At 52.9% G+C, this 22,036-nt stretch carries 17 protein-coding genes and 2 pseudogenes; 14 read left to right on the forward strand and 5 right to left on the reverse strand.

Features of this window, described 5'->3' with window-relative positions; translation table 11 throughout:
* The first annotated feature begins 6 nt into the window (after positions 1–6).
* The 3 genes from BQ7480_RS05930 to BQ7480_RS05940 all read left to right on the forward strand — a co-directional run bounded on the left by BQ7480_RS05930 (position 7) and on the right by BQ7480_RS05940 (position 3,075).
* Positions 7–249: a DUF6965 family protein gene (locus BQ7480_RS05930; RefSeq protein ID WP_072542117.1), complete on the forward strand. Its 243-nt coding sequence runs from the start codon at positions 7–9 to the stop codon at positions 247–249.
* A gap of 106 nt (positions 250–355) precedes the next feature.
* Entirely contained in the window at positions 356–1,999 is a 1,644-nt protein-coding gene (locus BQ7480_RS05935) for a diphosphate--fructose-6-phosphate 1-phosphotransferase (RefSeq protein WP_072542118.1), read from the forward strand.
* Positions 2,000–2,160: 161 nt separating this feature from the next.
* A complete protein-coding gene (locus BQ7480_RS05940) occupies positions 2,161–3,075 on the forward strand; it encodes a glycoside hydrolase family 25 protein (RefSeq protein ID WP_072542119.1) in 915 nt (304 codons plus the stop codon).
* A gap of 128 nt (positions 3,076–3,203) precedes the next feature.
* On the opposite strand, the gene clpB is transcribed toward BQ7480_RS05940, so the two are convergent.
* A complete protein-coding gene (clpB, locus tag BQ7480_RS05945; RefSeq protein ID WP_072542120.1) occupies positions 3,204–5,792 on the reverse strand; it encodes an ATP-dependent chaperone ClpB in 2,589 nt (862 codons plus the stop codon).
* A 469-nt stretch (positions 5,793–6,261) separates the two neighbouring features.
* On the opposite strand from clpB, the gene BQ7480_RS05950 reads away from it, so the two are divergent.
* The 3 genes from BQ7480_RS05950 to BQ7480_RS05960 are packed head-to-tail and all read left to right on the forward strand — an operon-like array spanning position 6,262 to position 9,343.
* The gene (locus BQ7480_RS05950; protein ID WP_072542121.1) at positions 6,262–7,827 is read left to right on the forward strand and encodes an ATP-binding protein; all 1,566 of its coding nucleotides are present in this window, start codon (positions 6,262–6,264) and stop codon (positions 7,825–7,827) included.
* A 22-nt stretch (positions 7,828–7,849) separates the two neighbouring features.
* On the forward strand, positions 7,850–8,431 hold the full coding sequence (locus tag BQ7480_RS05955) for a DUF6621 family protein (protein WP_072542122.1): 582 nt from the start codon (positions 7,850–7,852) through the stop codon (positions 8,429–8,431).
* A 15-nt stretch (positions 8,432–8,446) separates the two neighbouring features.
* Entirely contained in the window at positions 8,447–9,343 is an 897-nt protein-coding gene (locus BQ7480_RS05960; RefSeq protein WP_072542123.1) for a LysR family transcriptional regulator, read from the forward strand.
* A 22-nt stretch (positions 9,344–9,365) separates the two neighbouring features.
* Here the strand turns inward: BQ7480_RS05960 and BQ7480_RS05965 are convergent, their stop codons facing one another.
* The 4 genes and pseudogenes from BQ7480_RS05965 to BQ7480_RS18370 form a co-directional block, all read right to left on the reverse strand.
* Positions 9,366–10,634 carry an MFS transporter gene (locus BQ7480_RS05965; RefSeq protein WP_072542124.1) on the reverse strand — a complete coding sequence of 423 codons (1,269 nt, stop codon included), beginning with the start codon at positions 10,632–10,634 and terminating at the stop codon, positions 9,366–9,368.
* 12 nt (positions 10,635–10,646) lie between these two features.
* Complete coding sequence (locus BQ7480_RS05970) at positions 10,647–11,957, reverse strand: SpoIID/LytB domain-containing protein (RefSeq protein ID WP_072542125.1); 1,311 nt, start codon at positions 11,955–11,957, stop codon at positions 10,647–10,649.
* A 473-nt stretch (positions 11,958–12,430) separates the two neighbouring features.
* Positions 12,431–13,309 (reverse strand): annotated as a pseudogene (locus tag BQ7480_RS18365) (DUF4922 domain-containing protein); the annotation flags it as partial.
* A 30-nt stretch (positions 13,310–13,339) separates the two neighbouring features.
* Positions 13,340–14,395: pseudogene (locus tag BQ7480_RS18370) on the reverse strand (glycosyltransferase family 2 protein); the annotation flags it as partial.
* Positions 14,396–14,487: 92 nt separating this feature from the next.
* Between BQ7480_RS18370 and rlmN the strand changes: the two are divergent.
* The 8 genes from rlmN to BQ7480_RS06015 all read left to right on the forward strand — a co-directional run bounded on the left by rlmN (position 14,488) and on the right by BQ7480_RS06015 (position 22,028).
* Entirely contained in the window at positions 14,488–15,540 is a 1,053-nt protein-coding gene (rlmN, locus tag BQ7480_RS05980) for a dual-specificity RNA methyltransferase RlmN (RefSeq protein ID WP_072543924.1), read from the forward strand.
* A 12-nt stretch (positions 15,541–15,552) separates the two neighbouring features.
* Complete coding sequence (locus tag BQ7480_RS05985; protein ID WP_072542127.1) at positions 15,553–16,617, forward strand: DUF4837 family protein; 1,065 nt, start codon at positions 15,553–15,555, stop codon at positions 16,615–16,617.
* 2 nt (positions 16,618–16,619) lie between these two features.
* A complete protein-coding gene (pdxA, locus tag BQ7480_RS05990) occupies positions 16,620–17,714 on the forward strand; it encodes a 4-hydroxythreonine-4-phosphate dehydrogenase PdxA (RefSeq protein WP_072542128.1) in 1,095 nt (364 codons plus the stop codon).
* 1 nt (position 17,715) lies between these two features.
* On the forward strand, positions 17,716–18,423 hold the full coding sequence (locus tag BQ7480_RS05995; protein ID WP_072542129.1) for a nucleotidyltransferase family protein: 708 nt from the start codon (positions 17,716–17,718) through the stop codon (positions 18,421–18,423).
* A gap of 66 nt (positions 18,424–18,489) precedes the next feature.
* Positions 18,490–19,359, forward strand: coding sequence for an ATP-grasp domain-containing protein (locus BQ7480_RS06000; protein WP_072542130.1), 870 nt, complete (start codon positions 18,490–18,492; stop codon positions 19,357–19,359).
* Positions 19,356–20,306 (forward strand): CDP-alcohol phosphatidyltransferase family protein, encoded by a 951-nt coding sequence (locus tag BQ7480_RS06005; protein WP_072542131.1) that lies wholly within the window; start codon positions 19,356–19,358, stop codon positions 20,304–20,306. Before BQ7480_RS06000 ends, BQ7480_RS06005 begins: the two co-directional genes overlap by 4 nt.
* Positions 20,306–21,313, forward strand: coding sequence for a lysylphosphatidylglycerol synthase transmembrane domain-containing protein (locus tag BQ7480_RS06010; RefSeq protein WP_072542132.1), 1,008 nt, complete (start codon positions 20,306–20,308; stop codon positions 21,311–21,313). Before BQ7480_RS06005 ends, BQ7480_RS06010 begins: the two co-directional genes overlap by 1 nt.
* Positions 21,306–22,028, forward strand: a complete 723-nt coding sequence (locus BQ7480_RS06015; protein WP_072542133.1) for an HAD family hydrolase — start codon at positions 21,306–21,308, stop codon at positions 22,026–22,028. Before BQ7480_RS06010 ends, BQ7480_RS06015 begins: the two co-directional genes overlap by 8 nt.
* Positions 22,029–22,036: the final 8 nt, after the last annotated feature.

Raw genomic sequence — 22,036 nt, forward strand, 5'->3', positions numbered from 1 at the left:
TTATATATGAGTACGAACAAGAATGTATATACCCATGAAGAAGTGGACCAGCTCAAGGCCTGGTTCGACCAGGCTGAGCTTCCGGCTGAAATGCAGCTGGACAAGGCTGTCTATATTCCCGATGTGAAAGAAACCGTTCGCCGCCTGTTCTTGCAGGCCTATGTGTGCTGTGAAAATCCTCGCCTGCAAGGCTGTCTGCGTTTGCTGGAACGTATCAAGGCCCATCTGGAGGAAGAGAAAAAGAACTAGATGGGGGCTAAAATTGCCGGCTTTCTTTCATATTTGCGAAAAAAATACGAAATTTGCACAGCAACGAAAAAGATTATTTCAATACACCTTTATAAATATAACAATTATGACAAAAAGTGCATTACAAATTGCAAGAGCTGCTTACCAGCCGAAATTGCCGAAAGCATTGAAAGGCGCGGTAGTAGCTAAGGAAGGCGAACCGACTCAGTCTGTAGCCGATCAGGAAGAAATCAAGAAATTGTTCCCGAACACTTACGGCATGCCGTTGATTCAGTTCGTGGAAGGTGAAGCAAAGGAATACGCTCCGATGAACGTCGGTGTTATCTTGTCTGGTGGACAGGCTCCTGGTGGCCACAACGTTATCTCTGGTTTGTTCGACGGTATCAAGAAACTGAATCCGGCCAACAAACTCTACGGTTTCATCCTGGGTCCTGGCGGTTTGGTAGACCACAAATATATGGAACTGACAGCCGATATCATCGACGAATACCGTAACACAGGTGGTTTCGATATCATCGGTTCAGGACGTACAAAACTGGAAAAGGAAGACCAGTTTGAAAAAGGATACGAAATTCTGAAAGAACTGGGCATCAAGGCACTGGTAATCATCGGTGGTGACGACTCAAATACAAACGCTTGCGTATTGGCTGAATACTATGCTGCCAAGAACTATGGCATTCAGGTAATCGGTTGCCCGAAGACTATCGACGGTGACTTGAAGAACGAAATGATTGAAACTTCATTCGGTTTCGATACTGCCTGCAAGACTTACTCTGAAGTAATCGGTAACATCGAACGTGACTGTAACTCAGCCCGCAAGTACTGGCACTTCATCAAACTGATGGGACGTTCTGCTTCTCACATCGCACTGGAATGTGCTTTGCAGACTCAGCCGAACATCTGTATCATCTCTGAAGAGGTAGAAGCCAAGAACATGTCTTTGGACGACATCGTGACTTACATCGCTCAGGTAGTAGCAGACCGTGCAGCTGCCGGCAACAACTTCGGTACGGTATTGATTCCGGAAGGTCTGATTGAATTCATCCCGGCCATGAAGCGCCTGATTGCTGAATTGAACGACTTCCTGGCTGCCAATGGCGAAGAATTCAACAGCATCAAGCGTTCTAAACAGCGCGAATATATCATCAGCAAGCTGTCTCCTGAAAACGCAGCTATCTATGCTTCTCTGCCGGAGGGTGTAGCCCGTCAGTTGTCACTCGACCGTGACCCGCACGGAAACGTACAGGTTTCTTTGATTGAAACTGAAAAGCTGTTGTCTGAAATGGTAGCTACCAAGCTGGCTGCATGGAAAGAAGAAGGTAAGTTCGTAGGCAAGTTCGCTGCTCAGCACCACTTCTTCGGTTACGAAGGACGTTGCGCGGCTCCGTCTAACTTTGATGCCGACTACTGCTACTCTTTGGGTTACACTGCTTCTATGTTGATTGCCAACGGAAAGACAGGTTACATGTCTTCTGTACGCAACACAACCGCTCCTGCTGCTGAATGGATTGCAGGTGGTGTGCCTATCACCATGATGATGAACATGGAACGCCGTCACGGTGAAATGAAGCCGGTTATCCAGAAAGCACTGGTGAAACTGGATGGTGCTCCGTTCAAGGCTTTCGCTGCTATGCGTGACACTTGGGCTAAGGAAACAGCTTACGTATATCCGGGTCCGATTCAGTACTTCGGTCCGACAGAAGTTTGCGACCAGCCGACGAAGACTCTGCAGTACGAACAGGCAAAATAAATTGAAGGTTGAACTCCCGCAAGGGATTTTCAGCTGATACCTATCTTTTAGCGAAGAATCGGGCCGACCATCCGAGCGCCGGATTCTTCGCTATTTGTTGAAATACAATCTCTACCGCATGGGCGGTACATCTTTAGACATTCTTCATAAACACATTGACGATGACCAAAAAATCACCCATTCTCGCGGTGAACGAAGCCGAGAAAAAAACTTCCCGCAAGCGTCCTGCGGCCAGGAAAAACACGGGCAGACGAAAGACCGCTTCCGGCAAGCCGTCGGGAAGAACCCCGCGGGGAAAAAGGAAAATCCGCCACTGGCAGATGCCTTCCTGGTGTTATTACCTGTTGTTGGGGGGGATAGGTGCCTGTTTTGTCGTCGCATTCTATTATTTCTTTATCCGTCCCTACGCCTACCGCTGGAAACCTTGTTACGGGCTGAAAGCCTACGGGGTATGCCTGCCATACGGGTTTGAGGTGCATGGTTTCGACGTGTCGCACCATCAGGGGCAGATTGACTGGGCAGAATTGCAGAAAACGCAGAATTCGCCGTTTCCCGTACGGTTCGTGTTCATGAAAGCCTCCGAGGGAGGGGACTTCAGTGATACGGCATTCATTCATAACTTTGACGAGGCCCGCAAGCATGGGTTCATCCGCGGCGCCTATCATTTTTACAATCCCAAGACAGATGCTTCCCGCCAGGCCGATTTCTTTATCCGCTCCGTGAAACTGGAGTCGGGCGACCTGCCTCCGGTACTCGACATCGAGGTGAGGGGAGAGAACGAGAAGAAGCTCCGCCACGACCTGAAAATCTGGCTGGATAAAATCGAACATTATTATCGGGTGAAACCGATTCTCTATACATCCTACAAGTTCAAGACCCGCTACCTGAACGACTCCGTCTTCAACTCCTATCCCTATTGGATTGCCCACTACTATGTTGATTCAGTGGAATACAAAGGGCAGTGGCGGTTCTGGCAGCATACCGATGTGGGTCGTCTGCCGGGTATCCGGGAAGAAGTGGATTTGAACGTGTTCAACGGCACACTCGACGAACTGAAGCGTATGACAATTCCCTGACTTCCGGAACGCCTTTCGGAATAGCAAGAGAGATACAAACAAAAAACCCTCCGCAGGTATCCTTTTTCAGGAATCCCTGTGGAGGGTTCATTTTATATAATAGAAGATAAGGGAAAAATTCCGCAGACTTAGTTACGGAACTTCAATCCATCACCCTCGCGCTCTACGATAATCGGTTTCTCGCGGTTCACTTCCTGCGACAGAAGTTTCTTTGACAAATCGTTCAGCAAGTAGCGCTGGATGGCACGTTTAACCGGACGTGCACCGAATTCCGGATCGTAGCCGGCAGTAGCCAGGAAGTCGATGGCTTCGTCGCTCATCTGCAAGGTTACACCGTTGTCCTCCAGCATCTTCTGGATGCCTTTGATTTGCAAGCGGACAATCTGTTCGATTTGCGGCTTGTTCAGCGGCTGGAACATGATAATCTCATCGATACGGTTCAGGAACTCCGGACGGATGGTCTTCTTCAGCATGTTCATTACCTCTTTCTTGGTCTCGTCTACCACCTGGTCGTGGTTCTGGTCGTTAATCTTCTCGAACTGACTCTGGATGTACGAGCTGCCCAAGTTGGAAGTCATGATGATGATGGTGTTCTTGAAGTTCACCGTACGTCCCTTGTTGTCGGTCAGACGTCCGTCGTCCAGTACCTGCAACAAGATGTTGAACACATCCGGATGTGCCTTTTCGATTTCATCGAACAAGACCACTGAATACGGTTTCCGGCGAACGGCTTCGGTCAGCTGCCCCCCTTCATCGTAACCAACGTATCCCGGAGGCGCACCAATCAGACGTGACACGGTATGCTTTTCCTGATACTCACTCATATCGATACGCGTCATCAGCGATTCATCGTTGAACAGGTATTCTGCCAAAGCCTTGGCCAGTTCGGTTTTACCGACACCGGTCGTACCCAGGAAGATGAACGAACCAATCGGACGTCTCGGGTCTTGCAGTCCGGCACGGCTACGACGTACGGCATCTGCCACAGCCTGGATGGCTTCATCCTGTCCGATGACCCGCTTGTGCAGTTCGTCTTCCAGGTGGAGCAGTTTTTCACGTTCGCTCTGCAACATACGGCTTACCGGTATGCCCGTCCAGCGGGATACCACGTCGGCGATGTCTTCTGCCGTTACCTCTTCCTTGATCAAGGCGTTGTCGCCCTGTTTCTTCTTCAAGTCCTCTTGGATAGACTTGATTTCGTTCTCCAGTGCCTGCAGCTTTCCGTAACGGATTTCGGCCACCTTTCCGTAGTCGCCTTCACGTTCTGCCTTATCAGCTTCGAACTTGAGTTGTTCGATTTCCTTCTTGTTCTGCTGAATCTTGTTCACCAGTTCCTTCTCACTCTGCCATTTGGCCTTGTAAGAAGTCTCCTGTTCCTTCAGTTCCGCAATCTCCTTGTTCAACTGAGCCAGTTTTGCCTCGTCCTTTTCCCGCTTGATGGCCTCGCGTTCAATTTCGAGCTGTTTCAACCGGCGTTCAATCTCATCCAGTTCTTCCGGTAGAGAGTCACGTTCCATACGCAGCTTGGCAGCCGCCTCATCCATCAGGTCGATGGCCTTATCCGGCAAGAAACGGTCGGTGATGTACCGGCTGCTCAGTTCCACAGCCGCAATGATGGCCTCATCCTTGATACGTACCTGATGGTGGTTTTCGTAACGCTCCTTCAGTCCACGCAAGATGGAGATAGAGCTGGCCGTATCCGGTTCGTCTACCATGACGGTCTGGAAACGACGTTCCAACGCCTTATCCTTCTCGAAATACTTCTGGTATTCGTCGAGGGTAGTGGCACCGATGCTCCGCAGTTCCCCACGGGCCAAGGCCGGTTTCAGGATGTTGGCCGCATCCATGGCACCTTCGCCTTTTCCGGCACCCACCAAGGTGTGGATTTCATCGATGAAGAGGATGATGTTTCCATCAGACTTCTTCACTTCGTTGATGACCGATTTCAGACGTTCCTCAAATTCACCTTTGTATTTGGCACCTGCCACCAGCGCACCCATATCCAGTGAGAACAGCTGTTTGTTCTTCAGGTTTTCCGGCACATCGCCCCGAAGGATTCGCTGTGCCAGTCCCTCTACGATGGCCGTCTTACCGGTACCCGGTTCACCAATCAGAATCGGGTTGTTCTTCGTACGCCGGCTCAGAATCTGCAACACCCGTCGGATTTCCTCGTCACGGCCGATGACCGGGTCGAGCTTTCCGCTTCGTGCAGCTTCTATCAGGTTGATGGCATATTTATTCAGTGATTGATACGTATCTTCACTAGATTGCGAGGTGACATTCTGTCCCTGACGCAATTCCTGGATGGCAGCCCGCAGCTCCTTGTCGGTCAGCCCTGCATCCTTCAGCATGGTAGCCACCGTGCTTTTCACGTTCAGCAGTGCCAGCAGCATGGCTTCGAGTGACACATATTCGTCGCCCAGTTCCTTGGATACCTCCACGGCCTTCTGCAACACTTCGTTGGCGTCACGGCTCAGGTAGGGTTCTCCTCCCGATACCTTCGGCAAGGAAGCAATCTGCCGGTCGAGTACGGTTTCTATCTGCTGGCCGTTTATGCCGAGTTTCTGGAAAATGAAGTTGGTTACATTTTCGCCCACCTTCAGCAAACCTGCCATCAAATGTTCCGGCTCGATGGCCTGCTGTCCGCGGTTCTGTACCAGATTCACCGCCTCCTGCACTGCCTCTTGCGATTTGATTGTAAAGTTGTTAAAGTTCATAAATGGTCTCCTTTCTCGTTCTTGTTGTTTTTCTTTTTCTTTGCCGGGAGCCTCCCGCCTTGTGACAGGCGGCGCACCGACGCTTACCTTTATGCAAACTCTTTGCCAACGCCTGTCGGTCGGGAAAACCTGCCGAATTGTCATTCTGTATGGTTTTTATACTGAAGATCTGTCAGTTACGACCTGCTTTTTGTCAGTCGGAAAAACGCACTTGCGTTTGGATTAAAACGTCGAAGCGTTTTCTCTAAAACGTACTTGCGTTTTACTTCAAACGCACTTACGTTTTACCTCAAACGTACTTGTGTTTTGGATGAGGCGTAAGTAGCTGTAAACGAGTGGATTGTGTGGAACTCGGTTCCGGATGGGCCGATAGGGGTGAAGAAATTGGCTTCATTGAAATAACGGTAGAAAAATGCGGGCTCTCGGATATTTTTCGTACCTTTGTCTGAAGGCTTTTAATTGTGCATGTATGAAATACCCAATCGGAATACAGAGTTTTGACCGCATCATAGAAGACGGTTATGTGTACGTAGATAAGACGGATATGGTTTATTCGCTTGCTCAGGAAGGTTCGATTTACTTTCTGAGCCGTCCGCGGCGTTTCGGAAAGAGCCTGCTGGTTTCCACGCTGAAGAATTATTTTCTTGGGCGGAAGGAACTGTTCAAGGGGCTGAAGATAGACCGTCTGGAGAAGGATTGGAAGGTGTATCCGGTATTTCATTTGGATTTCAATGGTTCCAATTTCATGCAGAAAGGAGTGCTGGAAGAACGCTTGGATAATTATGTATCCGAGTGGGAAGCTTGCTACGGACTGCCCTCTGAAAGTGACAGGCTGGATGTGGGATTCCGTTTTATCAAGGTGCTTCGTGCGGCCCACGAACAGACGGGGCGTCGTGCGGTAGTGCTGGTGGATGAATACGACAAGCCGATATTGGACGTGCTGGATGTGGATAAGAATCTGGAAGAAGAGCACCGCAACATCCTGAAAGCGTTTTATTCCGTGTTCAAGGGAGCCGACGAGCATCTGCAGTTCGTGTTCCTGACGGGCGTGACGAAATTCTCGCAGGTGAGCGTGTTCAGTGGTTTCAACCAGCCTTTCGACATCAGCATGCACGGCAAGTATGAGACGCTTTGCGGCATCACGCAGGAGGAACTGGAGAATACTTTCCGGGAGCCGATGGAGCGCATGGCGCAGGTGTACGGATGTACGTACGAGGAAATGCGTAACCGACTGAAGGCCCAGTACGACGGCTATCATTTCAGTAAGAATATGACGGACATCTATAACCCGTTCAGTCTGCTGAATGCTTTTGCCACACTTGATATTTCCGACTACTGGTTCAAGAGTGGTACGCCTACTTACCTGATTCGTCTGCTTTCGCACACGAACGAAAATATGGACGAAATTACGGGCCGGTATTATGCGCCGAAGGAGTTTATCGACTACAAGGCAGATGTGGAACAGCCGCTTCCGATGATTTACCAGAGTGGTTATCTCACCATCAAGAACTTTGACCGGGATTTTGACTTGTTCCTGTTGGATTATCCCAACAAGGAGGTGAAGGAAGGTTTTCTGTCGATGGTGGCTTCCAAATACTTCGATAACGGGGATAAGATTTATCCTTGGGTGCGGGAGGCGACCATATTTCTGCGGAAAGGGGAATTGGACAATTTCCGTACGGGGCTGACTTCTTTCCTGGCAAGCATACCTTATACGATGCGCCGCAAGGAGAACGAACGGGAACGGGAGCGTTATTTCCATTATACGTTCTACCTGATTATGCGGTTGATAAGCGTCTATACGGTCTACACGGAGAAGGTGCAGAGTCAGGGCCGCGTGGATTGTGTGGTGGAGACGCCGCAGTATGTCTATATCTTTGAGTTCAAGCTGGACGGGACGGCCGATGAGGCCTTGCGCCAGATAGAGGAAAAAGGCTATGCCCGCGAGTATGAGTCGGACAGCCGCAAGCTGTACAGGATAGGGGCCGTGTTCTCTTCCGAAACGGGTGCCATCGGCGACTGGAAACAACTATAAACGGAAACACATTAACTAATTTATGGAAAAGAAAATACCCTTTGCTTCTGATGTGATTTTGATAGATGCTGCTTTCTTGGACCGCGTGGGCGGGGATATGGCGGCTCATTTTGCGCCCCTGGTGGGCCGGGAACTGCCTAAGGCCGACTTGGCGGTGCTGTTGGAATGTCTGGCGCTGGATGCCGGACTGGAACCGGGGCAGCACGAGATACAGGTGATTTTTGTGTACGATGCGGCACATGGCCGGATGCGTTTCTGTGCGCCTTCCGACTTGGAAAAAGAGATTCACGGCATGGCTTTCCAAAGCCGGCTGGGTGAGTTCTCACTGTATGCGTTCCAGACTTCGGGAATGGCCCGGCGGGAAGACTTGTTCGGTGAATCGTTGCAGTTGCTCACGGAGTCGAAAGACGCGCGCCGGGTGATGCTGGTGCCCGATGAGGGAGAATATGGCTCTGCCGTGGCCGAACTGGCAGAGAAGATGAAAGACAAGGAGAGTGTGACCGTGTTCGGCATGAACCCTCCGGCACACGAGTGCAGTTACCGTTTTGAGATGCTCGGGTTTGCCGTGCTTCAGTCGCTGGGCATCCGGGCAGAGGAACTTTAATCCGTGGAGTAGCCTATGTCTGATTTCCGTTTGAAAGCATTCTACAGTGTGGCCCGCAACCTCAGCTTTACCAAGGCCTCGCAGGAATTGTTCGTGAGCCAGCCGGCCGTGACCAAGCATGTGCGGGAGCTGGAAAGTCTTTACGGGGTGCGCCTGTTCGACCGTAAGGGGAACTCCATCTCGCTCACGGAGGCGGGGAAGCTACTCATGGAGCATTGCGAACGTATCCTGGCCGACTACCGCAAGCTGGAGTACGACATGCACCAGCTGAACAACGAATATGCGGGGGAACTGCGACTGGGAGCGAGTACGACCATCTCGCAATATGTGCTTCCACCTGTACTGGCTGCTTATACGGAACGTTATCCCCAGATGAGTGTGTCGCTCATGGATACCAACTCGCGCAATGTGGAGAAGGCGTTGCAGGAGCATACCATCGACGTGGGGATGGTGGAAGGTGTGTTCCGCCTGCCCAACCTGCGCTATGAACCTTTCCTGTGCGACGAGCTGGTGCCGGTGGTGTGTCCGCGCGGACGCTGGGCCGGAAAGGAGGAACTGACATTGGACGAGTTTACCCGTGTGCCGCTGGTGCTCCGTGAACGGGGTTCGGGCACGCTGGATGCCATTGAGATGGTGTTGGCTGAGCAGGGGTTGAAACTCTCGTCACTGAACGTGCGGATGCACCTGGGCAGCACGGAGGGTATCAAGTCGTTCCTGCGGTGCAGTGACTGCATGGGGATTGTATCGGTCTGCGCCTTGGGGCGGGAACTGAAAGCCGGCGACTTTCAGGTGATTGACATTGAAGGCTTGCAGTTCAAGCGGCATTTCTGTTTTGTATCGGCCCAAGGACAGGAGGCCGATACCGTATTGCATTTCATGCGTTTTGTCCGGCATTTCCTTGCGGGGAAGTAAAGACCGGACGGGGCGCTTCTTTTTATTTCTTACCAAATTCAGGGTCGATTTTCAGCAGGGCGGTCACACCGAAGGTGGCCAGGGTGCAGACCATAATCCAGATGAAGAACAGCTGGTAGCCCAGGGTTTCCTGCATCCATCCTGCAATCATGCCCGGCAGCATCATGCCCAAGGCCATGAAGGCCGTACAGATGGCATAGTGCGAGGTCTTGTGCGAGCCGTTGGCAAAATAAATCAGGTAGAGCATGTAGGCCGTGAAACCGAATCCGTAGCCGAACTGTTCCACGAAGATGCAGCTGTTGATGAGGACGAGGCTGTCGGGCTGGGCGTAGCTCAGGTACACATAAACCAGGTCGGGCAGGGAGATGGCCCACACCATGGGCCAGAGCCAGCGGCGGAGTCCGTGGCGTGCCACCGCAATGCCTCCCAGGATGCCACCCAGGGTCAGTCCGACGATGCCGAGGGTACCTTGTGCGAATCCGATTTGGGCGGTGGTCATGCCGAGTCCTCCTTGTTCCACAGGGTCGAGCAGGAAGGGGATGCCCATCTTGGCCAGCTGGGCTTCCGGCAGGCGGTAGAGCAGCATGAACAGGATGGCAGTGAGGGCCTGCTCTTTCTGGAAGAAGGAACGGAAAGTGAGCAGGAAGTCGGTCAGAATGCCTTTGGCGTTCCTCCGATGCGTGGCCGAAGGACGGTCCTGGTCGGGCCGCGGTAAGACGAAAGAATGGTAAAGCCACAAGGCCAGCAGACAGCCTGCCAGGGTAAAGAAGGTGATGCTCCAGGCGTAGGAAGTGCGGCCGGTCACTTCTTCCAGCCCTCCGGCCAGCATGATGAGCAGCCCTTGTCCGGCAATGGTGGCAAAGCGGTAGAAGGTGCTGCGGATGCCCACGAAGAAGGCTTGCTGGTGGGAGGTAAGCCCCAGCATATAGAACCCGTCGGCGGCGATGTCGTGGGTGGCGGAACTGAAGGCCACCAGCCAGAACACGGCCAGGGTGGTCTGGAAAAAATGGCTCGTAGGGATGGTGAAGGCAATGCCGGCCAGTCCAGCTCCCAGCAGCAGCTGGGTGGTGACAATCCACCACCGTTTGGTGCGGAGTAGGTCGACAAACGGGCTCCACAGGGGCTTGATGACCCAAGGCAGGTTCAGCCAGCTGGTGTAGAGGGCTACCTCCGTGTTCGAGATGCCCATCCGCTTGTACATCACCAGCGAGAGAATCATGACCGCTACGTAGGGAAGGCCTTCGGCAAAGTAGAGCGAAGGCACCCAATACCAAGGAGAACGTGTGTGCATGGCCGTCAGGATTTAGTATAACTTGCGGATTTCAGCTCCTTGGTAGTAGTGCAGCAGAATCTGGTCGTAGGCATAGCCTTTCTCGCCCATCACGGCGGCACCAATCTGGCAGAGTCCCACGCCGTGTCCCCATCCGGCGCCGGTCAGTTCGAACCATTCCGGTACACCGTTCACCTCCGGTCCCTTGTCGACCACGAAGGCCGAGCTGAACAGGTGGGTGGGTGAGAGGGTCCGTCGTATCTCCAGTTCTTTTCCGATAATCATCGTCTTCAAAGTACCCACAATCTTCAGGCGGCTGATGCGGCCCGACTTTCCACGTTCCACGGGAATAAGGTCGAGAATCTCGCCGTAGTCATTTTTGGTGTGGGTGGCAATCAGTCCGGCCAGTTCCGTCTGCGTATATCTCACTTTCCAGCGGTAGAAGTCCTGCGTCTCCTGGTCGTAGTGGTTGAGAATCTGGGAGAGGATTTTCGGGTTGGTGGTGTGGCAGAACGATTCCGGCCGTTGGCGGATCCAGCGTTCGGCTTCCTCCTCCTTTGTCAGGTCGGGCAGCGGGGATTCGGTGTCCAGGTCGCGCACGGCACTGAGGTAGGGATATTTCTTGTCCTCCCAGCAGTAGTTGAATTCTTCGGTCACCCCACCGCAGCACTTGGAGAAGCGGGCGTCGCAGATGGCGTGCTTGTACATGAGCACCTGGCCGCGGGTTTCCTTGACCGCCTCCACCACGCTCTGGTTCGATGCGCGGGTGATGCCTTGGTAGCGCTGGCAATGGTCGTCGGCACAGACGTCGAAGATGGTATGGTCTTCGCGGTCGTACCAGCGGATGTATTCCGTATCGGTCTTGAAGAAGGGGAAGAAGCCGCTGCTTTGTTTGCTGAGGGCTTTCCGTTTCTCAATCTGGGCCAGCAGCCAGCTCCGGGAAATCACGGCATGGGCTTTCAGGAACTCCAAGGAAGAGGTGGCATTCATCTCCGACGAAATGACACTGGTCAGGTAGTCCTCGGCCGGAAGCTGGTTGATGGCCGTAATCTTTCCCTCGTCCACCACCAGTCGCAGGGTGCCCAGGAAGGTCTGTGTCTCCTGTCGCTCCCAGTGGAAGTTGATACCGATGGTCACATCTTCGAGCGAGAAGGAAGCATCGTCTTCCAGTGGGGTGAAAGTCAGTTCGCGGTACACGTTGCCGTTCCAGAAAATGCCTCCTTCGTCGAAGGATACATGCTGTTTGCCGGAGACGGTTTCCCCTTTGGCCAGGAACTTGGCATTGAGGGTGAAATGTATTTCAAGGGCATTGACGATGCCCACGTTTATTTCGGGTTCTTTCATGGGGCTTAATGGGTTACTTCGTGATAGATTTGCCGCAGGGTGTCGGCGTTCAGTTTCTGGAAATCTTCTTCGCGGGCCGTCACCAGAATGCCGGCCATGTCGAGGGCACCGGGACTGACGAGCAGCTGGGCATCCCCCTCGGCGGTGTAGCATTGCGGACGGTGGGCGGTACGCGGAATGTAGACCGTGACAAACCCGTAGCGGGGGTCGTCCCAGGCAAACAGGTTGTAGCGGGGCTCCATCTCTCCTTCGGGCAAGGGCAGGCTGCGCAGGTAGCTGTCAATCAGCCGGGTGCCGGTACCCATTCCTCCCTGGGTGATGAAGGCGCGCAGGGGGCAGATGTATCCTTCAATGTCGTAGGCGATACAGGATTTTCCGTCGGCAAGCGGTTCGAACCCTTTTTCTACGGCGGTGCTCATCAGTTTGTCCCATTGCCGGATGAGGGGGACATCTTTCTGGTGTACGGCCTGAAAATGGAAATGGTCGGGAGCGGAGGCGCCACATTTGGCTCCGTTATAGAATACGGTGTAGCCCTCGGCAAAATGTTTTTCCAGCCAGTCGACCAGCCGCTCAGGCAACCGGCGGGCGGTCTTGTCGGCCAAAGTCTGCCACTGGTGCCGTTCCGTAGAAATCGTGAGATGTCCCGGCAGGATAGGATAAGGGTTCAGCCGCAGGCTGAAGGCTTCGTCCAGCAGGATGCGGAGACTCTGTTGTTCTTCCGGCTTGTGGCTCAGGCAGAGGAAGCAGGGGCGGGCCGCAATGGAAGCCTTGTCTACTTTGGCACAGGTGGAAACGGCGCGGGCCGGGTTGAACTGTACGGTGATGGGGTTGCCGTCCAGCGGGAGTGTGCGGGTCTGCACGTCGGCCAAGGCCTCATGGTTCTTGCGGGCCAGCGGCCAGGTGTCCAGCTGGTGGTGGATGAACGCTTCCGCCGAAATCTCCGGAGATGCTTCTTCCCAGGAAAGCGGACGGCGGAGCATGGCCTGCCGTTTGCGTATTTCCAGCGTACGCAGGCTGTCCTTATAGCTGTTGTTCTGATTCTGTTTTTCGATGCTCAGGGCTGCGTCGGAGTTGCCTTCCCATCGGCGGCAAAGATAAAGTACATCATAGATACGGCCGATGCGGTATTCGCGGGAGAAGGCCAGTCCCAAGGCATAGTCTTCGCCGTAGCTGGTGTTCGGCACACGTATCTTCCGTAGCAGCGGAGTGAAGAAAGCGCGGGGTGCGCCCAGTCCGTTGATGCGGAGGGCGTTGTTGTGGCCGTTGGTGTCGGTCCACTCCTTGTGGTCGATGACGCCCGGCGGCAAAGTCTCCAGCTGGAAATTGGTCATGCGGTACGAACCGATGACCATGGCGCAGCGTTCCCGACGGAATTTGTCGACAATCGTCTGGAGGGTAGACTGACTGCTGTACAAGTCGTCACTGTCCAGTTGCACGGCGAAGCGTCCGCAGAGCGGATGATGCACGCCCAGGTTCCAGCATCCGCCGATACCCAGGTCGTCCCGTTCCGGAATGAGGTGGATTACCTTCTCGTTGCCGGCATAGCGGTCGATGCACTCCGTGGTGCCGTCGGTCGAATGGTTGTCGATGACAATCACGTTGAAAGGAAAATCGGTCTCTTGGGTCAAGACGGAATCAATGGCATCGGCAATGGTGCGGATGCGGTTGCGTACGGGGATGATGACTGAGGCCTCGTAGGCAAATTCTCCTTCCGTAAGGTCGATATCCCGTTGTACCGGAGGCAGGAAGGCCCCGATATGCTTTAAATAATAAGTAAAGGCCGTTTCCCGTTCCAGTTGTACACTCCGGTTGCGCGGGTCCACGTAGTCAAACTGTTTCTCGCCCGACTTGCGGGTGTCTTCTTCAATTTCCGTGTAGAGGAACTCGCGGATGTGGGTCAGCTCGTGCTGTTGGGAGAGGGCCAGCCGCACGGCATAGAGGGCCGAGTAGCGGTATTCCGGTTGGTGGGTGATACATTCAAAGGCTTCCTGCAAGGCCGCTGTCTTGAAAAGCAGCACCGAGCCGAAGTCGAAATTATCGCGCACGCTTCCCGGCTGGTAGTCGATGACCGGATGAGGCTGCCGCACCCCGTCGGCCACCTGATAGTGGTCGGCATAGACCATGCCCGTTTCCAGGGCACACAGGTAGTCGCACATGCGCTCCAGCGCCATGTATCCCATGTCAAGCGCCTGCGTTTTGGTGTAGATGAGCAGGTAGGGCGTATGCGTCAGAGCGAGCATCTGCCGGATGCCGTCGGTCTGCTGGAAAGAGAAAAACGGGAGAATGCGGCATTTGCCGGTAGGGGCACCTGCGTTTTCCGGGTGGTCAGTTAGTAGGAATATCTGGTCTGTCCGGGAACTGGCGCTCAGTCCCTCGATGGTCTTATTCTGTTGGTTATCACCTTCGTAAGGAAGGAAACAAGTCACTAGATTATTCATATTTAATACATTTATACGGACAAAGATAGGGAATATATCTTATTTTTTCCCTAACTTTGTACGCTAAATGTGTAGAATATAAGAGAATTATGATGACAAAAGCTCCTTTATTGGGGAAAACACTGAACGAATTGAAAGCGATTGTGCAGGATTTGGGAATGCCCAAGTTTACAGCCGGACAGATTGCTTCGTGGTTGTACGATAAGAAGGTGGGGTCGATTGAAGAGATGACCAACCTTTCGTTGAAGAACCGTGAACGGTTGATGGAGAACTACGAAGTGGGGGCCAGTGCACCGGTGCATGCGATGCGTTCGGTAGACGGAACAGTGAAGTACTTGTTCTGCACGCCCGAAGGTGATTACATCGAATCCGTATATATTCCCGACGAAGACCGGGCCACGCTCTGTGTGTCTTCGCAAGTGGGATGTAAGATGAACTGTAAGTTCTGTATGACTGGAAAGCAGGGCTACACCACCAGCCTGACGGCTGCCCAGATTCTGAACCAGATTTATTCGGTGCCCGAGCGGGACACCCTGACCAATGTGGTGTTCATGGGAATGGGAGAGCCGTTCGATAACCTCGATGAGGTGCTGCGTGCCTTGGAAATCCTGACGGCCGATTATGGCTACAAATGGAGTCCGAAGCGTATCACAGTGTCGTCTGTAGGTCTGCGGAAAGGGTTGGAGCGCTTCCTGGAAGAGAGCGACTGCCACCTGGCTATCAGCTTGCATTCGCCGTTTCCCGCCCAGCGCCGGGAACTGATGCCGGCCGAGAAGGCATTCTCCATCACGGAAATCGTGGATATCCTCCGTAAATATGATTTCAGCAAGCAGCGCCGCCTGTCTTTTGAATATATCGTGTTCAAGGGAGTGAACGACAGCCTGATTTACGCCAAGGAACTGGTCAAGCTGTTGCGGGGACTGGATTGCCGGATGAACCTGATTCGTTTCCATGCCATCCCGAATGTGGATTTGGAAGGGGCCGATATGGAGTCGATGATTGCGTTCCGTGATTATCTGACGCAGCATGGCTTGTTTGCCACTATCCGTGCCTCCCGCGGAGAAGATATTTTTGCCGCTTGCGGCATGCTTTCTACCGCCCAGCAACAGGCCGAGAAAAAAGAAAAAGAAAGTGAAACCATTTAATACCAGAATATTATGAAGCGAGTAACATTTTATCTTGGGATAGCCTTGGCAGTGCTGTCATTCTCTTCCTGCCGGAACGGCGGAAAGAGTATCATCACTCCAGTGTCCAGCGGACGCCCCTACGAAGTGATGGTAGTAGCCGACGACAAATGTTGGATGAGTCCGGACAGCGCCCTTTTCCATGTGTTGGACACCGATGTGCCGGGATTGCCGCAGCCGGAACGTTCGTTTCGTATTTCACGTGTGCGACCGGATGCGTTTAATCGGTCGGTCCGTCTGTTCCGCAACATCATTATCGTGGACATTCAGGACATTTACACGCAGCCCAAATTCAAATATACCCGTGATGCCTATTCTTCTCCGCAGATGATTATGACCATCCAGGCACCCAACCAGCAGGAATTTGCCGATTATGTGTCGAAGAACGGACAAGTGATTATCGATTTCTTCACCCGTGCCGAAATGAACCGTCAGGTCAAACTGTTGGAAAAGAAGCACAGCGATTTGATTTCTACGAAGGTGAAGAGTCTGTTCGACTGCGACATCTGGATGCCGGTGGAACTGGAGTCGTATAAGGTAGGAAAGGATTTCCTCTGGGCTTCCAGCAACCTGAACGACCTGAACTTTGTGATGTATTCCTATCCGTTCCGCGATAAGGATACCTTTACCAAGGAATATTTCATCCACAAGCGCGACTCTGTGATGAAGGTCAACCTGCCGGGTGAGCGGGAAGGTATGTATATGGAAACATCCGATTCCATTTTCCTTACTACCCGCAACATTGCTGTGAAAGGAGATTATGCGTTTGAGGCCCGTGGTTTGTGGGACATGAAGAACGATGCCATGGGTGGTCCGTTCGTATCGCATGTACGTGTAGACCGTGAGCATGCTCGCGTCATCGTGGTGGAAGGGTTTGTCTATAACCCGGGCAAGCTGAAACGTGACCAGATTCGTAAACTGAATGCGGCGCTTTACACCTTGCAGCTTCCGTCGGAAAAGGAAGTTTCGGAGATTCCGGTAGACAATGCCATTTCGGAAGAAAAAGTGAACAAAGAAGCTGAACAGAATAAGCAATAAATATGGAAAATCGTAAAATTAGAGTGGGAATCACTCATGGAGATATAAACGGAGTAGGCTATGAGGTCATCCTGAAAACCTTCTCCGACCCGACCATGCTGGAACTGTGTACACCGGTCATCTATGGTTCGCCCAAGGTGGCGGCCTATCATCGCAAGGCCATGGAGATACCGACCAACTTCAGCATCGTGAATACGGCGGAAGATGCCCAGGACGGAAGGGTGAATGTGGTGAACTGCATTGAGGAAGAGCTGAAGGTGGAACTTTCCAAACCAACTCCCGAAGCGGGAAAGGCGGCATTGACGGCACTGGAAAAAGCACTGGCCGATTATCGGGACGGTTTGTTTGATGTGCTGGTCACGGCTCCCATCAACAAGCATACCATCCAGTCGGATACGTTCCATTTTCCCGGACACACGGAATACATCGAGGAACGGGTGGGCGACGGACAGAAGGCTCTCATGATTCTGCTGAAAGGTGACTTCCGCGTGGCGTTGGTCACGGGACATGTGCCGGTGCGTGACATCCCCGGCATGCTGACCAAGGAACTGATTATGGAAAAGATGGAAATCTTCCACCAGTCGCTGAAGAAGGATTTCGGTATCGACAATCCGCGTATCGCCGTTTTCTCCTTGAATCCACATGCCGGTGACCACGGTCTGCTGGGAACGGAGGAGGAGGAGATTATCATTCCGGCCATGAAGGAAATGATTGCCAAGGGTGTGCAGTGCTTCGGACCTTATCCGGCCGACGGTTTCATGGGTTCCGGTAACTATACCCACTTCGACGGTATCCTGGCCATGTATCACGATCAGGGACTGGCTCCGTTCAAGGCACTGGCCATGGACGAAGGCGTGAACTTCACCGCCGGACTGCCTATCGTACGCACCTCGCCGGCTCACGGCACGGCCTACGACATTGCCGGAAAAGGCGTGGCTTCGGAAGATTCGTTCCGTCAGGCCGTGTATGTGGCCATGGACGTGTTCCGCAACCGTGCATGGGAGAAAGAAATCAGTGCACGCCCGTTGCGCAAGCAGTATTATGAAAAACGTGACGATAGCGATAAACTGAAATTAGATAGCATAGAAGAAGAATAACATGAAGTTTGCAATCATATCAGCCGGGGAGGGGTCCCGGTTGTCACAGGAAGGAGTTCAGTTGCCCAAGCCTTTGGTGCAACTGAACGGAGTGGCCATGATTGACCGCCTGATACATATCTTCGCACAGAACGGGGCGGAAGAAGTGGTTATCATCATCAACAACGAGGTGCCCCTTACGAAGGCACATCTGCATGAACTGGAAAAGACATCCGAAGTGCCTTTGCGGGTAGTAGTCAAGACCACCCCCAGTTCCATGCACAGCTTTTATGAGCTGAGCCGTTACCTGAAGGACGACCGTTTCTGTCTGACTACCGTTGACACCATTTTCCGGGAAGAAGAGTTCGCCCGTTTCATTGAGGCCTTCAAGGCTTTCGACGGTGACGGCATGATGGCCGTGACAGATTATATCGACGACGAAAAACCCCTGTACATCGGTACGGATGCGTCCAATCGCATCACCGGGTTCTATGACAGTCTGCAACCCGACACCCGCTACATTTCCGGCGGAATCTATTGCTTGTCGCCCAAGTCGATTGTGACGTTGGAGAAATGCATGGCGCAGGGCATGTCGCGCATGCGCAACTTCCAGCGCCAGCTGGTGGCCGACGGTTTGCAGCTCAAGGCTTATCCCTTTTCAAAGATTCTGGATGTAGACCATGCGGGCGACATCGTGAAAGCAGAGGCTTTTTTGAACGGACAAGATTAAATATACCAAACGAGATAAAAGAATAAAACCTGATTTTTTGCGAAAAATCTAGAATAAAAAGACAGAATGTATAAACAAGGAGAGAAGATTCGGGTAGTCGGTGTGAGCCGTGGTAATGAGTATTCCCCGAATCATGTAGACAATGATGCTGCCATCCTCCGGCTGGCGGCAGAAGCATTGGAGAAAATGGGGTGTGAGGTCACTGTGTATCCGGAAAAGGAGTTTGTGGCCCAAAAGATAGAGGGAGCGTTTATCTTTGACATGGCGCGCGACAGAGCCACCATTGAACGCTTGAAAGAACTGGAAGCCGGGGGAGCGCTGGTGGTGAATTCAGCGTACGGCATCGACAACTGTGTCCGTCAGCAGATGACGGAACTGCTTATGGCAAACGGGGTACCTCATCCGAAGAGTTTCATTATTCCCACCGACGGGAAGTTTACCCCTTCCATTTTTCCTTGCTGGATCAAGCGGGGCAATTCGCATGCCATGGTGAAAGAAGACGTGGTGTATGTGGAGTGCCGGGAAGAAGCGGAAGTGGTGATGGCCGATTTCCGGGAAAGACACATTCCGGTGGCCGTGGTCAACGAGCATCTGGTAGGTGATTTGGTGAAGTTCTACGGGGTGCAGGGAACCGATTTCTTCTATAGTTTCTATCCCACGGAACAATCGCACAGCAAGTTTGGCTTGGAAGTCATCAACGGGGCGACTAGGGGATTCCCCTTTGATGTCAAGCAGCTGCAGGCTTATGCCAACAAGGCCGCCGAAGTGCTGAACGTTCCTATTTACGGAGGCGACTGCGTGGTATCGTCCACGGGCGAAATCCGTATCATCGATTTCAACGACTGGCCCAGCTTTGCCCGCTGCCGCGTGGAAGCCGGTCCGGAAATAGCCAAATGTATTTATAACCGCATCATGCACAAATTAGAAGAAGAATGAGTACGGAGAAAAAAGGAGTAGAGGCTTCTTTCAAGTCCATGGATACAGAAGAGTTTCTGGACATCCATTTCAATCGCCCCATCGGTTATGTATGGGCCTTGTTTTTCCAGCGTTTCGGCGTCCATCCCAATGTGGTGACCATCCTGTCCATCATCCTTGGAGTGGCGGCAGGGGTGATGTTCTATTATCCCGACATGACCCATACGCTGATTGGTATCTTCCTGCTGATGTGGGCCAACCATTATGACAGCTGCGACGGGCAGCTGGCGCGTATGACCGGCAAGAAAACCCGCTGGGGACGTATGCTCGACGGATTTGCCGGCGACCTTTGGTTTATCACGATTTATGTGGCCATCTGCCTGCGACTGATGAATCAGCCGCTTCCTTTCCATATCGGGGAGGCTTCCGGACAGACCTGGAGCATTTATATCTGGCTGATTGCCCTGTTCTCCGGTACGGTGTGCCACAGCAAGCAGTGTACGCTGGCCGACTATTACCGCAACATACACCTGTTTTTCCTGAAAGGAAAGGCCGGCAGTGAGCTGGACAACTTCAAGCAGCAGCGTGAGATTTTCCACAGCCTGCCCTGGAAAGGTAACTTCTGGTGGAAGGCTTTCCTGTATTTCTACGGTAACTATACCCGCAAGCAGGAGCAGATGACCCCGAACTTCCAGCGTTTCTATGCCTTTGTTCAGGAGCGTTACGGCGACAACATCCCGCAGTCGCTGCGCGACGAGTTCCGTGCCCTGAGCCTCCCGCTGATGAAGTACACCAATATCCTGACGTTCAACACCCGTGCGATAGCCCTTTACATCAGCCTGCTGATTGGCGAGCCTTGGTTGTATTTCATTTTCGAGATTGTGGTGATGACCGCTTTGTTCGTGTACATGCGTCACCGTCATGAAGCCTTGTGCGCATTCCTTTACCATAAATACGCCCAGTCATAATGAAAGAGAAATTTCGCAACATATTCTGGTTCTTCGGCATCTTTGCCATCGTGGTCATGCTCTGCACGTTCGACATGGACTATCAGGAACTCTGGCAGAACCTGCGGAAAGCCGGTATCTGGTTTCCGGCAGTCATCCTGCTGTGGGTGTTCATCTACTACCTGAACACCTGGTCGTGGTATGTCATTATCCGCGACGGGAAACATGCCAAGGTACCTTTCTGGAAGGTGTACAAGCTGACCGTTTCCGGCTTTGCCCTGAACTATGCCACTCCCGTGGGACTGATGGGAGGGGAGCCCTACCGTATCATGGAGCTGACCCCATACGTAGGAGCCAGCAAGGCCACTTCGTCGGTCATCCTCTACGTGATGATGCACATCTTCTCCCATTTCTGCTTCTGGTTGTCGGCAGCAGTGCTGTATGTCATCTTTGAACCGATGAACTGGGGAATGGGTATCGTGCTGTCGGTGGTGGTCTTTTTCTGTCTGCTGGCCATCTATTTCTTCATGAAAGGCTACCGCAACGGAATGGCCGTGCGCACGTTCAAGCTGTTGGGCCATGTGCCTTACGTGAAACGCTGGGCACACCGTTTTCTGACTGAGAAGAAAGAATCGCTGGAACGGGTGGACGCACAGATTGCCGAACTCCACAAACAGCGGAAGACTACGTTCTACGCATCGTTGGGACTGGAGTTCACGGCCCGCATCGTGGGCTGTGCCGAGGTGTTCTTCATCCTGAACATCCTGACCGACCACGTGAGTTTCCTGGCCTGTATCCTGATTATGGCCTTCACCTCCCTGTTTGCCAACCTGTTCTTCTTCTCGCCCATGCAGCTGGGTGCCCGTGAGGGGGGATTCGCGCTGGCCGTGGGCGGACTGGCCATCCCGAGTGCGTTCGGCATCTATACCGGACTGATTACCCGTGTGCGCGAATTGATTTGGATTGTAATCGGAGTGTTGCTGATGAAAGTCGGCAACGGAACCCAAAATACTACAAAAGATGAATAAACTGACAGATGTGAAAGGCGTAATCTTTGATTACGGAGGTACGATTGATACGAACAGCCGCCACTGGGCGGAAGTGTTGTGGAGCAAGTATGAAGCGTTTCAGGTGCCGGTGGACAAAGCCAGCTTCCGTGAGGCATACGTGCACGGCGAGCGCACGCTGGCTCGGGTGCCGCTGGTGAAGCCGGAGCATGACTTCCACGATGTGCTGCGCATCAAGACCGACATTCAGGTGAAATACCTGGTGGAGCAGGGCAAGCTGGACGAAGCGACTGCCAGCCGTGAGCGTTATGCCGAAAAGGTGGCCGACAGCTGCTACCGCTACGTGCTGGACGTACTGGAACGTACCCGTCCCGTGGTGAAGACCCTTTCCGAACGCTATAAGCTGGTGCTGGTGTCCAATTTCTACGGAAACATCCAGACCATCCTGAAAGACTTCGGCCTGTTCGATTTCTTTGCCGACATCATCGAATCGTCGGTGGTGGGCGTACGCAAGCCCGACCCGGCCATCTACCGCCTGGGCGTGGAAGCCATGGGCCTGCCCGCCGGGAATGTGCTGGTAGTAGGCGATTCCTTCTCGAAGGACATGGTGCCCGCGAAGAAAGTGGGCTGCAAGGTGGCCTGGCTGAAAGGCGAAGGCTGGGGAAATGAAGAGATAGACGAAACCCTTCCGGACCTCATCATTACTGATTTGCCGGAATTGCTGTCGTATGTATAAAGGAGGGG

The sequence above is a fragment of the Bacteroides mediterraneensis genome (assembly GCF_900128455.1).
Classification (GTDB): Bacteria; Bacteroidota; Bacteroidia; order Bacteroidales; family Bacteroidaceae; genus Phocaeicola; species Phocaeicola mediterraneensis.

Excerpts from the sequence above, each read along its gene's own strand:
- BQ7480_RS05930 (WP_072542117.1), top strand. The coding sequence starts at position 7 with ATGAGTACGAACAAGAATGTATATACCCATGAAGAAGTGGACCAGCTC.
- BQ7480_RS05935 (WP_072542118.1), top strand. The coding sequence starts at position 356 with ATGACAAAAAGTGCATTACAAATTGCAAGAGCTGCTTACCAGCCGAAA.
- BQ7480_RS05940 (WP_072542119.1), top strand. The coding sequence starts at position 2,161 with ATGACCAAAAAATCACCCATTCTCGCGGTGAACGAAGCCGAGAAAAAA.
- clpB (WP_072542120.1), bottom strand. The coding sequence starts at position 5,792 with ATGAACTTTAACAACTTTACAATCAAATCGCAAGAGGCAGTGCAGGAG.
- BQ7480_RS05950 (WP_072542121.1), top strand. The coding sequence starts at position 6,262 with ATGAAATACCCAATCGGAATACAGAGTTTTGACCGCATCATAGAAGAC.
- BQ7480_RS05955 (WP_072542122.1), top strand. The coding sequence starts at position 7,850 with ATGGAAAAGAAAATACCCTTTGCTTCTGATGTGATTTTGATAGATGCT.
- BQ7480_RS05960 (WP_072542123.1), top strand. The coding sequence starts at position 8,447 with ATGTCTGATTTCCGTTTGAAAGCATTCTACAGTGTGGCCCGCAACCTC.
- BQ7480_RS05965 (WP_072542124.1), bottom strand. The coding sequence starts at position 10,634 with ATGCACACACGTTCTCCTTGGTATTGGGTGCCTTCGCTCTACTTTGCC.
- BQ7480_RS05970 (WP_072542125.1), bottom strand. The coding sequence starts at position 11,957 with ATGAAAGAACCCGAAATAAACGTGGGCATCGTCAATGCCCTTGAAATA.
- rlmN (WP_072543924.1), top strand. The coding sequence starts at position 14,488 with ATGACAAAAGCTCCTTTATTGGGGAAAACACTGAACGAATTGAAAGCG.
- BQ7480_RS05985 (WP_072542127.1), top strand. The coding sequence starts at position 15,553 with ATGAAGCGAGTAACATTTTATCTTGGGATAGCCTTGGCAGTGCTGTCA.
- pdxA (WP_072542128.1), top strand. The coding sequence starts at position 16,620 with ATGGAAAATCGTAAAATTAGAGTGGGAATCACTCATGGAGATATAAAC.
- BQ7480_RS05995 (WP_072542129.1), top strand. The coding sequence starts at position 17,716 with ATGAAGTTTGCAATCATATCAGCCGGGGAGGGGTCCCGGTTGTCACAG.
- BQ7480_RS06000 (WP_072542130.1), top strand. The coding sequence starts at position 18,490 with ATGTATAAACAAGGAGAGAAGATTCGGGTAGTCGGTGTGAGCCGTGGT.
- BQ7480_RS06005 (WP_072542131.1), top strand. The coding sequence starts at position 19,356 with ATGAGTACGGAGAAAAAAGGAGTAGAGGCTTCTTTCAAGTCCATGGAT.
- BQ7480_RS06010 (WP_072542132.1), top strand. The coding sequence starts at position 20,306 with ATGAAAGAGAAATTTCGCAACATATTCTGGTTCTTCGGCATCTTTGCC.
- BQ7480_RS06015 (WP_072542133.1), top strand. The coding sequence starts at position 21,306 with ATGAATAAACTGACAGATGTGAAAGGCGTAATCTTTGATTACGGAGGT.